The organism is uncultured Bacillus sp., assembly GCF_958411575.1.
GTDB lineage: Bacteria > Bacillota > Bacilli > Bacillales > Bacillaceae > Bacillus > Bacillus spizizenii.
Genome location: NZ_CATYRA010000008.1, coordinates 164,551 through 178,448, shown reverse-complemented (window position 1 = coordinate 178,448; position 13,898 = coordinate 164,551). Strand labels below are relative to the sequence as shown.

The following is a 13,898-nucleotide window of genomic DNA, read 5'->3' as shown; positions in this document are numbered from 1 at the left end:
TTCCTTTATAGTTCATTCATCATCATCTCGTTTTCCAGTTCTTCTAAAAATTGATCAGCTGTTTGGATATCTTTACGGTAAGGCAAATAGCAGACGTGGAACGTAAGTGAGACATACTTGCCATTTTCCAGTTGATACGTGTCCAATTGTTTTTTTAGCTTTGTCAGGACGGCCGGTATATGTTCAGCGGGCGTGTGCGTCAGCACAATTCCGATACGCTCGTCAGAGGGGCGGAATTTCTTATCCGTTTCCCTGACGCTAGACCTGATTTGCTGGCTGACATATTGGAAGAGACGGTCTGTTTCTTTTTCACCGTACAAAGACTTAAACTCTTTGAAATAATGCATATGCAGCAGCAAAAACACGAAAGAATTGCCGTAGCGCTCCGCCCGTTTGATTTCTTCTGAAAGTTCCAGCTTCATCCTCTGCTTGTTATCAAAGCCGGTCACTCTGTCCACAGCGACAAAGCTTTTGATTTCGGATTGAAGCCGTGTAACTGAGCGCCGAAGCTCTGCTGCAATATCGTGGATTCTTCCTGAGATAAAAGAAAACAGCAAAAGCGCGATTCCCCACACCACAAGCATTCTCAGCCCTTCCTCAGCCTGTCCAGTCTGGAAAAACATCATTAAGGTACCGAGAACAAAGAGTACGATTAAGGTTACTGCCAGCGCGTAGATCGGGCCGAACCAGATGCCTGCGGCGATGACGACAAACGTGATGCAAAGGATCAGAGCGCCTTCCGATTGCTGGGCCGACACATAATAAATAAACAGAGACAGGGCTGCGATGAGCCCTGAAAAATAAGCAAATAATTTTTGTGATTCACTGAATGATAGTTTCATTAAAAAGCTTCCTTTCGGCTAACAGCGGCAGCAGATTGTCAAAAGAATGCGTCTGGGTGCCGCTCATATAACCTCCATAATACGTTTTCACCGGATCAAGAATTTCAAAGTCATTCATTCTGTCATATATGGCTTTGATGACAGAGGTGTCTTCATGCTGTTTTGTTAAAAATAACACGGCTAAAGCGTATACGGATGGCGACTCATACTGGACGGCAGGCTCCTTCGTATCTGCCGAATATCTTCCGTACAGCTTTCCGTTTGTCTGAAATTCCTGTTTGATCCAGTCCGCTAAAACAGCGGCATTTTCATCCCCTTCCGGCAAATGCCAAGCAGCGTACAGCTGATCAATCAGGTTGATTTCACTATCATACGTGTATTCCTTCGTGTCAGAGCTGTATGTTTTCGGCATAAAGCCATTTTGTAAAGGAGCTGAATAGAGAACATTGGCATTCCGCTGTTCCGTTTCCTCGTCTATGATTCCATTCTTCTTTAAGACAGCTAACGCATCAGGCATGACGTATGATAGTGTCACATCCTTTGAAGCAGCCTGTGAGTCGTAAAAGTCTGTAAATAACCCGTTGTTCATATTGTATGTCTTCAAAGCCGCGCCGATATCCCGGGCTGTTTGCGCGTAGTCGCTGCGGCCCCATTTTACGGCGGCTTGGTCAAGAGACAGCATAATTCTCATATCGTCTATCAGCGCATTCGTCCCGCTCGCTTGGCCGTTTTGAATCTTCCACGTCACCAAGTGATTGCTCATCAGAAATGAATTAGTCAGATGCTGATATTGCTCCTCAAAATGCGGAGCGTCATTTTTGCTGATCAAAAACTCCATCCACAGGCCAAGAGATTCTGATAAATACGAAGGCTGGTCTGAAAAATCGGTTTTGATGAACCCTTGGTCATTCATTAGATTGTGATAGATGAAATACTCCGCCGGCTGGAGCGGGCTGGCATTCATTTCTGCCGCTGACTGATTTTGGGTCTTGTTTCCAGCTTCAGCGCACCCTGCGGAAAGTCCGATAGATAAGAAGAATAAGATGACAGCAAATAATACATGCCTCACAGGCAAATCCCCCTTTGTCGCCTGAAGCGAATCAGACGTTCACAAATATATATAGACGAAAATATCACTGCCATGTTACAAAGTACATTTACTATAAAAGAAAAAAATGCAGATTGCTAGCTTTTTTTTCCCTTTTTGAACATTTAAAAAACAGGACCTAAGTCCAATAGAAAAACCTGTGCGATATGCACAGGTTTTTCTATTATTTATCCAAACCGAGTTTCTTCAGCTGTTCTGCCAGCGCGTTGTTAATCGGCTCATCTTTATTATTTTGTTTTTTCATATAAGAGGAAACGTCCCGTTTGGAGGCGCGCCCTTTATCTTTGTTTTTTCGTTTCTCAAATACGGAAAGCTTCTCACGGTGCCCGCATACACACGCAAAGGTCTGGCCCTCACCTTGGCCGCGAAGCTCCATTTTTTTATGGCAGTTCGGGCAGCGCGCGTTTGTTTTTCGGGCAATCGTTTTTCTGCTTCCGCATTCACGGTCTTGGCACACGAGCATCGTGCCGCGTTTGCCGTTTACCTTCAGCATCATTTTGCCACATTCCGGACATGCCGTTCCTGTGATGTTGTCGTGTCTGAAGGTTTGGCTGCTGTTTTTGATTTCTTTTACCGTTTGGTTAGCATAAGCCTTCATGTCTTTAATAAAGACAGATGATTTTAATTTGCCGGCGGCGATCGCAGACAGCTTTTGCTCCCATTCTGCCGTTAAGGCCGGTGATTTCAGATCCTCCGGAACAAGCTGCAGGAGCTGTTTTCCTTTAGAAGTGATAAAAATATCTTTGTCTTTTTTCTCTATTAAAAAGCTGTTGAACAGTTTTTCAATAATGTCGGCACGTGTTGCCACCGTGCCGAGGCCACCTGTTTCTCCAAGCGTTTTGACGAGACCTTTTTCTTCTCCCTGCATAAAGGCGCTTGGGTTTTCCATCGCTGACAGCAGGGTCCCTTCGTTAAAGCGGGCAGGCGGCTTCGTTTGTCCGCTTGTTTCAGTTAACATGCTGACGGTAAGAGCATCGCCTTTTTGAAGTGCAGGGAGTGTCTGATCTCTGTCATCCTCCTGCTCTTCATCATCATCCGCCATATCATAAACGGCTTTCCACCCTTGTGACTGCACGGTTTTGCCTTTCGCCGTAAAGGTTTCTCCGCCGATTTCTGCGATGACCTTTGTTTCCTCATATTCGAATGCAGGCATTAATACAGCAAGGAAACGTTTCGCGATCAGGTCATACAGCTTCCTTTCTTTATCACTCAAACTGCTGAGAACGAGCGGCTCCTCGGTCGGGATAATCGCGTGGTGGTCTGACACCTTCGCATCATTGACATATCCTTTATGGGATTTGATGCCGCGTTTTTTAATTTGGCTGACATATTGGGCATACGGTTTTACTTCCATGCCTTCCAGACGGTCTTTTAACGTCGGGACGATGTCACTGGATAAAAATCTTGAGTCCGTCCGCGGATATGTGACAAGCTTATGCTGCTCATACAGCTTCTGCAACACAGAAAGCGTTTCTTTGGCTGAAAATCCGAAGCGCTTATGGGCGTCACGCTGAAGCTCCGTTAAATCATAAAGCGCAGGTGCAAAGCTTTTTTTCGCTGTTTTTTTCAGCTCAGCAATGACCGCTTGCTTTCCTTCGAGGTCTTTTAGCAAACGGCTTGTTACGTCTTGATTGAACGTTCTCGTCTGCTTTGATTTTTTATCCTGCCACGTCAGCGTCATGCCATCGACCGCCGCGCGGATGCCGTAATATGGAACCGGCGTAAACGCTTGAATGTCCGCCTCCCGCTTTGCAATCATGGCAAGCGTCGGTGTCTGCACACGGCCGCATGAGAGCTGGGCATTGAATTTTGTGGTGAGTGCACGGGTCGCGTTGATCCCCACAATCCAATCCGCTTCCGCTCTGGCGACGGCAGAATGATACAGGTTTTCATATTCTTTGCCGCTGCGCAGCTTTTGAAAGCCTTCTTTGATCGCTTTATCTGTCACAGAAGAAATCCACAGCCGCTTGATCGGCTTGCGGACATTCGCTTTTTCAATAATCCAGCGCGCTACAAGCTCCCCTTCCCGGCCTGCGTCAGTCGCGATGACGATCTGATTGACGTCTTTACGGGTAAGCTGGGATTTAACCGCATTGAACTGTTTTCCGGTTTTCTTAATCACAACAAGCTTTAAGGGTTCTGGGATAATCGGCAGATCCTCCAGCCGCCATGATTGAAATTCTTTTCCGTAGCCTTCCGGATCAGCAAGTGTCACCAAATGGCCCAAAGCCCATGTAACAATATATTGATCGCCTTCGAGATAACCGTTTCCTTTTTTATGGCACTTCAGCACCCGGGCCAAATCCCGGCCGACTGAAGGTTTTTCAGCTAATACAACTGTTTTTGACATGCTTGATCACTTCTCTTTCTTTCACGCTCATCCTTTTATTATAACAGACTTGAACAAGCACTCTCTAACTGCGCCCGTTTTTCGTGTCAATTTCTGAGAAAATAACGTGAGTGACGGTTTGCGCGTAGGGCGATGTTTTGTTGATGAATTCTTCTACCGCTTCGAGGCTTTCAGCGTTAATTTTCAGCATATAGCAGGCTGCACCCGCAATCCGATAGCAAAATTCGATATTCGGCAATGTTTGAATATAGCTTTTGAACCGCTCGTAATCCGCGTTTTTGACGGTTGCTTCCACAATGCAGGAAACGGGAAGCCCCAGCTTTTTCTGATCGACCTCCAGCGTGTATTGCTTAATGATCCCGAACGATTCAAGCTGCCTCACCCGTTCTGTCACAGATGGCGGCGACAGCTTAATTTTCCTGCCTAATTCCCTCATTGACAAACGGCTGTCCTTCTTCAGCTCCTCAATGATATTCAGATCAATCTGGTCAAGTTTCATTTCAACATCCTTCTTTTATGATTTTGTACACATTATCTCGGGTATTTTTGTAAATGACAAGTACAGTCCCCTAGAAATAGCATGTAAAAATGAATGTTTTCCGAACATTTTCTGAAAGCTGTCATATGTGCTCTCTGGATTGTTTATAGTATAGAATGAAAACGTGTCCACAAGGAGGGCGATTTATGCTGCAAACGCCGATCGGAAAACTTCGCACGATGGGTTTTATTGAAGGAATGTCACTCTTAATCCTGCTGTTCATCGCCATGCCGCTAAAATATTGGGCGGGCCTTCCGCTTGCGGTGACAATTATCGGTTCGGTTCACGGCGGGTTGTTCATTTTGTATTTGCTAGTCTTGGCGTATGCAACCTTCTCTATCAAATGGTCGCTGAAATGGTCAGCCGCCGGCTTCATCGCCGCTTTTGTCCCATTCGGAAACTTTTTGTACGACCGCGGATTAAGGAAATATAAATAAGTAAGCGCAAAAAAGGCTGGATCTTTATGATCCAGCCTTTCTTATCAAAACCACTTTGTCAGCCACGCGATATAGTAAGCGCCCGGAATAAACATCAGCTGAGCGAGGAGAGTGCCCGCCACCCTTGATGTGACCATCGTTACAGAGGTCCATTTTAAATACGTATAGCTTCGTTTTCCTTTTGCCACATCATCGGCAAGAACGGATACCTTAGGATCAACAAAAATCGCCAGCAGCATCGTCGCAATTCCGTTGATCAAGCCCGATGCCATGACGGCTGTCGTGCTACGCTCTGGCGCCAGAAGGCCTGCATACAAAGCTGAAAGCACGCCAATCGTATAAATCGATGTGATCAGCATGTTGATGACAAACAAACGCTTCGGAATCAAGCGGATGTGAAATCCCTTTACATATGAAAGAGACGGCAGACGCAAATAGGAAAGGGCATTTTTGAATCCTTGTTTCGAGAATCCCTTTCGAAACACTTGAAAAACGGAGCCGCCGCCGCTCGCCAAGTGAATAATCGCCCGTGAAAAAAGAGCGACAAAAGACGGGAGCAGGATAATGCCCAGGATGGTGCCGACTGTCGATCCGAAAATCAAGAAGCGGAACTGCTCGCCTACAATCGCCAGGGCGTTTTTTCCCGCATCATCAATTAAATGTCCGGTAAAGGGCTGCTGCACCATGTTCGACATTCTGGACACGATGACCATGACATTAAACAGGGAAAGCGCGGACGCAATAAATCCCACGCGGGCTCCGGAAAGCCTTGTGGCATAAGCTAAAGTTTCTATCGAGTGAATGAGTAATAAAAAACAGAAAATAAAAAGTACTTGTGTTGTCATGACATGCACGTTATTCTTCCTCCAATTTCATCCTAGAGATAAGACTGGAAAGAAGACAAAGAGGTTTCAGTGCGATGTGTTTTTTAACAATAAAAAAACCGCCGGCGTACGCCGGGCGGTTTGTCTTATTCTTTTCTATACGCAAATAAAGATTATATCATCCGCCAAGTCGGGCGGGTTAGATTCATAAAGCATTGTTCCGAAGAATCATTCTGGAAAGTAAACACCATGGAAATTTCTTGAACACAAGACAACGAAAGCCCTACCTCTCAATCGTCACTGCGGCTCCGAAGCCGCGCCGGTGTGAATTGTAAAACAAAAAAGTCTTTTTTCCATCTCATCGTTAGGGGCGATTTGTTATGAAGGAAAAGAATAAGGGCAGCTGGTTAAGCTGCTTGGGAAGCGGTAAGCTTCTCTCTCAAAACAGAAAAAAGAAGTTTACTTTCTTTTTTATTTGCTTATTTTTCTTACTAGCTATTCATGATAACATATCGCCCCTGAAAACACAAATTTCTTATAGCTCGAGTGAGACCGGTGTTTTCTCTCCGGCATTCATTAATCTAATATCCTCCGGCTCAATTTCAAGAATCACCAGGTTCGGATCATCCTTACCGTCAAACCAGCGCTCTAATTTGGAACTCCATATTTTATCCTTCAGTTCTGCCGAATTGTTGATTTTGGCTTTTCCTTCAACTTCAACATACGCGTCGCCAAAGCCTTCACAATCATAGCCTAATAAAATGTGAACATTGGGGTTGTTCTCAATTTCTTCTGCTTTATGAGTGTCCTTGCTTGTCGGTGTGTAAATCGTCAGCCCGTCATGGAAAAAAGTCATGTAGCGGGAATGCGGTTTGCCCTTTTGAACCGTTGCGAGCGAACCTACTTTATGGCGATCTAGAACATCAAGCACTTTTTGTTTAATGTCTTGCTGATTCATTTCGAATCACTCCTTTTTAACGTCTCCGCTGTTACTTTTCCACATCTGGGGAAGATTTAAACAAGAAAATGCGCGCTTTATTTTAAACCTTTCCATTCACGCTTCAATAAGCTGTAATAGACAAGATCATGATACCTGCCATTAACGAATAAGCCGTCCCGTGCCTTTCCTTCCTCTTGAAAGCCGAGCCGCTCCGGGACCGCCCTGCTTTTTTGGTTCCCGACAGCAGCACAGAGAGCAACGCGATTCAGCCCAAGCTCTTCAAAAGCATACATGATGAGTGTTCGGCAAGCGGCGGTAACGATGCCTTTGCCTTCAAATTCTTTGGCAATCCAGTATCCGATTTCCGCTTTTCGATTGATCTGGTCTAGATGATGCAGGCCGATCATGCCGCATAGGATGCCGTCGTATAGGAGCCCCGCTTCGATGCTGCTAAGGTCGGCATACTCCCGCCGCCAATCTGGAATGATCGTTTCTCTGTACGTTTCAGCACTGCTTGGATGTTCCGCCCAAAACAGCCACTGGCCGAGCCGCTGCTGATTTTCGATAATGAGTTCAGCAAGCCGCTCCGCATCCTTTGGCTCCAATAACCGAATGGTGATATGCTCATTTACCTTGCAGGTGAACATTCCCTCGCCCTCTTTCCTTTTTTACCCATTATAGCGATGATTCCGTTTTTTTCAATATAAAAAAAGGATGGGCTGTTAAGCCTCATCCTTATATTCTTGGATCGGTAAAGATATCATGTTTATCTGTGCTCGTCGAAGACATTTCCGTTACCACGGCGCCTTCTTCCCCGGCCTGGAACCAATGCTTTGTGTTCGGGGGAATGGTATATTGCCCGCCCGGTTCTAGTTCAATTTCGTGCCAGACTGTATAGTGTTCTCTGTCCTCCTGCGGAGGGAGAACCTTTGGAAGCTGCGTTTTTTCTCCTTCTACGTAAAGATACACTTTTCCGTAGCGGCAGCGGAATGTCTCCTGCTTGCCTTCCTGGCCGTCGACCGGCGGATGGCGGTGTTCCGGGCAAGTCTGTCCCGGAAAAAGCACCAGTTCCTTTGAGCAATAACGGTCTGTATTGACATAGACAAAGAGCTGGAGCCCGACTTTTCGTTCTTTTCCTAAGCCGTAGTCCATGAGCTGAATTTGTTCTACTTCATCATCTGTTAAGACAATACCGGCTTTTTGATAATAGCTGTTTACTTCTTCTTTCGTGATGCTCATTTCCTCACTCCCTCTTACGTCGTCACAAAGTCTCCGCCGTTTACATGCAGCGTCTGGCCTGTCATATAAGATGACTCATCTGATGCCAGCAGCACATAGCAGCCGACATGCTCAACAGGCTGACCCGGACGGCCCATTGGCGTATTTTGCCCAAATTGAGCGACTGTATCTTCCGAAAATGTAGATGGAATTAACGGCGTCCAAATTGGTCCCGGCGCTACCGCATTTACACGGATGCCGTCTTTGACAAGTGCCTGCGCCATTGTTCTTGTAAAGGCATTGATCGCGCCTTTCGTTGCCGTATAATCAATCAGCATTGGGTTCCCGCGATACGGGTTGATAGATGTCGTGTTGATGATGGCGCTGCCTGGTTTCAGATAATCAATTGCTTTTTTAGTCAAATAAAATTGAGAATAAAAGTTTGTTTTGAATGTACGGTGAAGCTGTTCGCTTGTAATATCTTTGATGCTTTCCTTCGGATGCTGTTCACCAGCATTGTTTACAAGAATGTCAAGGCCGCCTAGTTCCTTGACCGTTTTTTCAACCGCTTCATTGCAGAATTCCTCTTCACCTACGTCACCAGCGATCAGCAGGCATTTTACGCCTTCTTGTTCTACACGCTTCTTCGTCTCTTCGGCGTCCCCATGCTCATCCTTATACACAATGGCGATGTCAGCGCCTTCCTTTGCATAAGCGACGGATACCGCGCGTCCGATCCCGCTGTCACCGCCTGTAATGAGCGCTACTTTCCCTTTTAATTTGTCCGCTCCTTTATAATCCTCATACTCATACACCGGACTTGGATTCATTTCGCTTTCAATTCCCGGCTGGCGATTTTGAGTTTGGGCCGGAAGTTCCTTTGGATAATTGGCCATGATGATTCTCCTCCTTTGTTTTCATGTCTATTTGTTGTGTACCTCACATGTTCGTTGGATAAACATGGATTGGCACCTTCGCAATGCTTTATCAGAAAAATGTTTCACATGAAACGCAAAGTGGAAATAACTTGCAAAGGAGGTTGCTGAATGATTAACATGCTTTCTAAAAAATTCAGCAAGCCAAAGGGCGTATTCGGCATGATTGCCGGGTACATCATGGCAGCTGAAAATAAAACATTGAATCAGTGGACAATAGATCAGCTGGGGATCACACGCGGAGACAGCATTTTAGAAGTGGGGTTTGGGCCGGGATACTGCATGCAGCAGATGCTGAAACGCGAAAGGGACATTCATCTTCATGGGATTGATGTGTCAGAGGCCATGCTGAAGCTGGCCGCCCGCAGAGTAAAATCGAAGGAGGTGCGCCTGATACAAGGAAGTGTCGAGTCATTTCCTCTCACCGCCTCGTTTTATGATAAAGTGATTTCCGTTAACAACTACACCATCTGGAATGACCAGAAAAAAGGCATGAAACAGATTTATCAGGCGCTAAAGCCCGGCGGCAAAGCAGCGATTACGATGCAGCCGCGGGAAGCGGATGCGAGTCCCGAGAAAACCAAATCATTTGGAAAACAGATGATTGCTGACTTCAAAGCAGCCGGCTTCGAAGACATTGAGTTGCAATTTAAAAACATTAAGCCTGAGCTTTCCGTCTGTACAACAGCAAAGAAGCCCGCCACATAAAGTGGCGGGCTTCTTTTTTACGAATGTACGGCCTGCTTGCGCAAGACGTCTTTTTTCACCTTGCCGAGGTTATTTTTCGGCAGTTCGTTAACGAATTCAACTTCAGGTATTTTGTAAGCGGAAAGGCGTTCCTGACAGAATGCGATGACATCCTCTTCCGTTAAGCGCTGGGCACCGTTTTTCACGATAAAAGCTCTCGGTTTTTCGCCGTACAGCGGGTCTGGAATACCGACCACAGCTGTTTCAAGGATTCCCGGGATCTGCTGGATGACTTCTTCAACCTGATCCGGATAGACGTTATCTCCTCCGTAAATAATGACATCCTTATAGCGTCCAGTAATGAAAATAAAGCCATCTTCATCTACATAGCCTGAATCTCCAGTTTTGAACCAGCCGTTTTGCAGCACTTTCGCTGTCGCTTCAGGATTGTCTTCATAGCCTTTAAATAAAAATGGGGTATGAACAACGATTTCGCCGATTTCCCCTTGAGGGAGTTCTTCTCCCGTCTGCGGATCTACTACTTTGACTTTAACACCTGCCACAGGCTTTCCTGCAGAGGCCGCTTTATCCATTCCCATATCAGGCATCCATGTGCTGATTCCCCAAGCCTCAGTGCTTCCATAGCCGTGCGCGAGCGGAATGCCAATATCAAGATAGCGGCGGATCAGGCTGCTCGGCACTTTTGTTCCGCCTGTCATTAAAATCACAAGCGAAGATAAGTCGGTTTGGTGCGTTTCCCACGCTTCAAGCAAATACGTGTAAAACACAGGAAGAGCCATCACGGTCTGAATTTTCTCTTCTTCAATGACCTTCAGCATGTGAACAGGATCTTGATCCTTTGTAAAAACAAAGGTTGTTCCTGCAAACGTTCCAAGCATGATGCAAATGAGCGCACTCGTATGATAAATTGGATGGCATGCGAGAAAACGAAGGCTCTTCATGCGTGTTGTTGAGCTGTTGGATCTAGTTACGTATCTGTATATGCCGCCATGTGTGATCATGCATCTTTTCGGGTTTCCCGTTGTTCCAGACGTAAACATCAGAAGCGCTGTATCATCAGGGGAAACCATTTCAGTTTCGGGCAAATGATCAGGACCAGCAAACAGAGCTTCAAACTCAGCAGATGTTTCGTAAGCTGTCCCTGTTTCCATTGTTATACGCAGCGTAGACAGTTCAGGAAGAACTTCGTCCAGTGTCTCTTTAAACTCCGCTCCATAAAACATTGCTTTTGGTTCACTTGCTTTTAAAATGCCTGTCATTTCATATGGTTTCAGCTGCCAGCTGACAGGTACGACAACAGCACCTATTTCAAGCGCAGCAAACATAACAGTTGATGCGGGATGACCGTTTTTGCAAAGCAATGCAATACGGTCGCCTTTTTGAATTCCTTTTTGCAGCAGGGCATTCGCCAGCTGGTTAATCCGTTTGCGGTAGCTTTTATATGTCAGTGTATGAGCTCCGCTTTTTACAGCTTCTATTTCTTCGCTATCCGGCATGTCATGCAGAATCAGATGCTGTAATGTTTCCATATCGTCATCTCCTATATTCTCTTGAATCTTCAATTATTTGTTAGATTTCCTTCCTTACCTCACCCATTTTAACCCAAAAAAGATAACTTGTAAAACTATTTCATTTTGGAATTATTCCATTACTAAATGATAAAATAGTCCCACTTTTTCTTATTTTGCACCCTATCCACATAAAAACACACGCCGATTTTTTGACGTGTGCCATGCCGGATTACAGTATGTTTTTTTCCTTCATCCATGTGAAAAATATGCGATTTAACCGCTGATAAAGTTCTTGTTCTCCCTCTTCCTGAAACCCCGCCATGCTTTCTCTGCTCTCGATAATAGCGGAGCTGATCGCGCTTAAAATCTCCGATCCTTCAGCAGATAATGAGCCCGGCGCCATCATGACGAGGATGCGTGTCATGCTGAGGGTATTTCCGTCCATGCCATTCACTTCATAAGAGGTGCCGAGATCATACATTTTGAAAAAAGGCAGGACGATTTCATCATTTTTGAGATGATAAAGCGCCATGTTCGTCCCCGGGATTCCCAATCCCCCTTGTTTCTCCCGTTCTGCCAGGCAAACCGCCGCTTTTTTCGGATCACGGATCAAGCCATCCTTCTTCAGCTGTTGAAAAAGCTCTAACAGGAGCAGACTATGATCCAGGTTTGTTTTAAGGTGAGTAAGTGTAAAGTGGCGCAGAACATCTTGAATGACGGCCATATACCGCCCCATGCTTTCCGCCGCTTTCAGCATGTCAGGTACGTCAACTTGCTGCACCTCTTCCTTCGGGCTTCTGTTTTTCTCAAGAATGAGCGGAATTTTCCGCTTGATATACTGCTTCACCTGGTTTGCGTCTTCCTCATTTAAAAGCGGGCTGACCATAATGTAATCAATGTTTTCGTAAGGAATCGGAACGGTGGAAACGATCATATCATAGGCTTGGACGTCCTTGCCCTTCAACTCGATCAAAGATGACATATCAAACGATTGAATTTCCGGCAGTTCTTTCTTCAGTCTGGAAGCAAGCATTTTCGAAGAGCCGATCCCGCTTGAGCAAACGACAAGCGCTTTCACTTTTGCTTCTTCTTTTTTGATTTCAAGGGCAGACCCGAAGTGAAGGACGATAAAAGCGATCTCATCATCAGAAAAGGACATACCCGGAAAATACTTTTCCACGCCTTCTTCAATGGCCATATAAAGGAGAAAATAATCGCGTTTGATCTGTTCCTTCATTGGATTGTATATCTCGATATTTTCTTTTATGCGGCTGACGGCCGGCTCCAAATGGGCGATCAAGCCTTCATATAAAGAGTAGTTTTTCGTGAGATCCATTCTGATTTTGTCTGAAATAAAAGCAATGAGCCGCTTTGTTTGCAAGGCTGTTTCCAGTTCGATTTCCTGTGCTTTGTATTCTGTTTTGTATTTTCGATTGGCACTTCGAAGGTGGATTGTAATATAGCCGACCTCCGCCTCCGGGATCGTCACGCCGAAGGCACGTTCAAGCTCGCCAGCGATTTCAAGAGCAGAGCTATATTCTTTCGCATTTTTCAGTTCCTCAAGCTCATTTTGCTCCATGGTGATGGTTTCCCCAAGCTTGATCCGTTCGATCGCAAACGTCAGATGGACGACGAGCGCTATATAAGAGCTGTCGGACAATGAAAAGGCGATTTCTTCTTTCAGCTGAAATAGGATACGCTCCATTTTTAACAGCTCGCCTTTGCTGACTACGCCAAACATTTTTTCTGAAGAATCGGCTTTACCTTTGATGTTTAATTCAACCGCTTCCAAAAACATTTGGATGTCGAGACGGTTCACAATCAGATTGCCGACAATTTTACGTTTTGCATTCTCCGGTCCAATGAGCTGGATGCCAAAACCTCTTTTACGGATCAGGGTCAATCCGAAGGGAGAAATCCATTTCTCCAGCTCGTCTAAGTCATAACTGACCGTGGCATTCGTCACCTGCAGGTCATGAGCTAGCGTGTACAGCTTGACGGGTTCCTGAGACTCTAATAACGAACAGAGAATGAGCAGTTTCCGTTCATCCGCGCTATATTCATGCTGTTCATATGATAAATCGGTAAGCAACTTTTGTTTATCCTCGGGACTTCCCACTGCCTTCAGCCCTTTTCCAGGCTGTTTATCGAGCGTAAGCCCAACGGTTTCCATCAGCGGCTTAATTGATTTGAGCTCCCTGTGGATGGTTCTCGTGCTGACTTCCATCAGCTCGGCAAGCTCAGTTACGGTTATATATCTGTTTTGTAATAACAAGTGCTTTAAAAGCTTTTGTTCCCTGGCAGTCATATACATAAAAAAGACCTCCTAGACAATCTTGATGTGCGGATGAAGTCGCAAGGAGATACAAGAGAGGAAAAAGAGAGGTTTCTTTATAATATAAAACGCTTTCAATTGAGTTTCAATCACTTATAAATGGTAATTTGGCACTAAGCGGTGTGACAATATTGAAAAAGCACCAGCTGCTA

The 13,898-nt window shown here is 45.5% G+C and carries 13 protein-coding genes; 2 read left to right on the top strand and 11 right to left on the bottom strand.

From position 1 onward, the window contains the following. Window positions 1–5: 5 nt before the first annotated feature. From epsK to lrpC, 4 genes are all read right to left on the bottom strand, one after another. Window positions 6–842: a cyclic-di-GMP receptor EpsK gene (epsK, locus tag Q5C82_RS14660; protein WP_003225102.1), complete on the bottom strand. Its 837-nt coding sequence runs from the start codon at window positions 840–842 to the stop codon at window positions 6–8. Continuing rightward, complete coding sequence (locus Q5C82_RS14655; RefSeq protein WP_003225100.1) at window positions 823–1,911, bottom strand: hypothetical protein; 1,089 nt, start codon at window positions 1,909–1,911, stop codon at window positions 823–825. The genes epsK and Q5C82_RS14655 overlap by 20 nt, the downstream gene beginning before the upstream one ends. 202 nt (window positions 1,912–2,113) lie before the next feature. Further along, a complete protein-coding gene (locus Q5C82_RS14650; protein ID WP_003225098.1) occupies window positions 2,114–4,300 on the bottom strand; it encodes a DNA topoisomerase III in 2,187 nt (728 codons plus the stop codon). Between the two features lie 64 nt (window positions 4,301–4,364). Continuing rightward, a complete protein-coding gene (gene lrpC / locus Q5C82_RS14645; protein ID WP_003225096.1) occupies window positions 4,365–4,799 on the bottom strand; it encodes a transcriptional regulator LrpC in 435 nt (144 codons plus the stop codon). 185 nt (window positions 4,800–4,984) lie between these two features. Between lrpC and Q5C82_RS14640 the strand changes: the two genes are divergently transcribed. Beyond that, entirely contained in the window at window positions 4,985–5,275 is a 291-nt protein-coding gene (locus Q5C82_RS14640; RefSeq protein WP_003225094.1) for a DUF3817 domain-containing protein, read from the top strand. Window positions 5,276–5,319: 44 nt separating this feature from the next. On the opposite strand, the gene amj is transcribed toward Q5C82_RS14640, so the two are convergent. The 5 genes from amj to Q5C82_RS14615 form a co-directional block, all read right to left on the bottom strand. Then, a complete protein-coding gene (amj, locus tag Q5C82_RS14635) occupies window positions 5,320–6,129 on the bottom strand; it encodes a lipid II flippase Amj (protein WP_003225092.1) in 810 nt (269 codons plus the stop codon). Window positions 6,130–6,634: 505 nt separating this feature from the next. Further along, the gene (locus Q5C82_RS14630; protein WP_003225090.1) at window positions 6,635–7,057 is read right to left on the bottom strand and encodes a pyridoxamine 5'-phosphate oxidase family protein; all 423 of its coding nucleotides are present in this window, start codon (window positions 7,055–7,057) and stop codon (window positions 6,635–6,637) included. Between the two features lie 77 nt (window positions 7,058–7,134). Beyond that, complete coding sequence (locus Q5C82_RS14625; protein ID WP_003225088.1) at window positions 7,135–7,686, bottom strand: GNAT family N-acetyltransferase; 552 nt, start codon at window positions 7,684–7,686, stop codon at window positions 7,135–7,137. A gap of 88 nt (window positions 7,687–7,774) precedes the next feature. Beyond that, the gene (gene lyxE, locus Q5C82_RS14620) at window positions 7,775–8,278 is read right to left on the bottom strand and encodes a D-lyxose ketol-isomerase (protein ID WP_003225085.1); all 504 of its coding nucleotides are present in this window, start codon (window positions 8,276–8,278) and stop codon (window positions 7,775–7,777) included. A gap of 14 nt (window positions 8,279–8,292) precedes the next feature. Continuing rightward, window positions 8,293–9,153 (bottom strand): SDR family oxidoreductase, encoded by an 861-nt coding sequence (locus tag Q5C82_RS14615; RefSeq protein ID WP_003225082.1) that lies wholly within the window; start codon window positions 9,151–9,153, stop codon window positions 8,293–8,295. 150 nt (window positions 9,154–9,303) lie between these two features. Between Q5C82_RS14615 and Q5C82_RS14610 the strand changes: the two genes are divergently transcribed. Continuing rightward, window positions 9,304–9,900: a class I SAM-dependent methyltransferase gene (locus Q5C82_RS14610; RefSeq protein WP_003225080.1), complete on the top strand. Its 597-nt coding sequence runs from the start codon at window positions 9,304–9,306 to the stop codon at window positions 9,898–9,900. 17 nt (window positions 9,901–9,917) lie between these two features. Here Q5C82_RS14610 and Q5C82_RS14605 read toward each other — a convergent pair whose 3' ends face one another. Both Q5C82_RS14605 and mtlR read right to left on the bottom strand, forming a co-directional pair. After that, window positions 9,918–11,429, bottom strand: a complete 1,512-nt coding sequence (locus Q5C82_RS14605) for a class I adenylate-forming enzyme family protein (protein WP_003225078.1) — start codon at window positions 11,427–11,429, stop codon at window positions 9,918–9,920. Window positions 11,430–11,640: 211 nt separating this feature from the next. After that, the gene (gene mtlR, locus Q5C82_RS14600; RefSeq protein ID WP_003225076.1) at window positions 11,641–13,725 is read right to left on the bottom strand and encodes a mannitol operon transcriptional activator MtlR; all 2,085 of its coding nucleotides are present in this window, start codon (window positions 13,723–13,725) and stop codon (window positions 11,641–11,643) included. Window positions 13,726–13,898 lie beyond the last annotated feature (173 nt).

Coding starts and splice junctions, on each gene's coding strand:
- Q5C82_RS14610 (WP_003225080.1), top strand. CDS start 9,304: ATGATTAACATGCTTTCTAAAAAATTCAGCAAGCCAAAGGGCGTATTC.
- Q5C82_RS14650 (WP_003225098.1), bottom strand. CDS start 4,300: ATGTCAAAAACAGTTGTATTAGCTGAAAAACCTTCAGTCGGCCGGGAT.
- Q5C82_RS14615 (WP_003225082.1), bottom strand. CDS start 9,153: ATGGCCAATTATCCAAAGGAACTTCCGGCCCAAACTCAAAATCGCCAG.
- Q5C82_RS14605 (WP_003225078.1), bottom strand. CDS start 11,429: ATGGAAACATTACAGCATCTGATTCTGCATGACATGCCGGATAGCGAA.
- lyxE (WP_003225085.1), bottom strand. CDS start 8,278: ATGAGCATCACGAAAGAAGAAGTAAACAGCTATTATCAAAAAGCCGGT.
- lrpC (WP_003225096.1), bottom strand. CDS start 4,799: ATGAAACTTGACCAGATTGATCTGAATATCATTGAGGAGCTGAAGAAG.
- Q5C82_RS14630 (WP_003225090.1), bottom strand. CDS start 7,057: ATGAATCAGCAAGACATTAAACAAAAAGTGCTTGATGTTCTAGATCGC.
- epsK (WP_003225102.1), bottom strand. CDS start 842: ATGAAACTATCATTCAGTGAATCACAAAAATTATTTGCTTATTTTTCA.
- mtlR (WP_003225076.1), bottom strand. CDS start 13,725: ATGTATATGACTGCCAGGGAACAAAAGCTTTTAAAGCACTTGTTATTA.
- Q5C82_RS14625 (WP_003225088.1), bottom strand. CDS start 7,686: ATGTTCACCTGCAAGGTAAATGAGCATATCACCATTCGGTTATTGGAG.
- Q5C82_RS14640 (WP_003225094.1), top strand. CDS start 4,985: ATGCTGCAAACGCCGATCGGAAAACTTCGCACGATGGGTTTTATTGAA.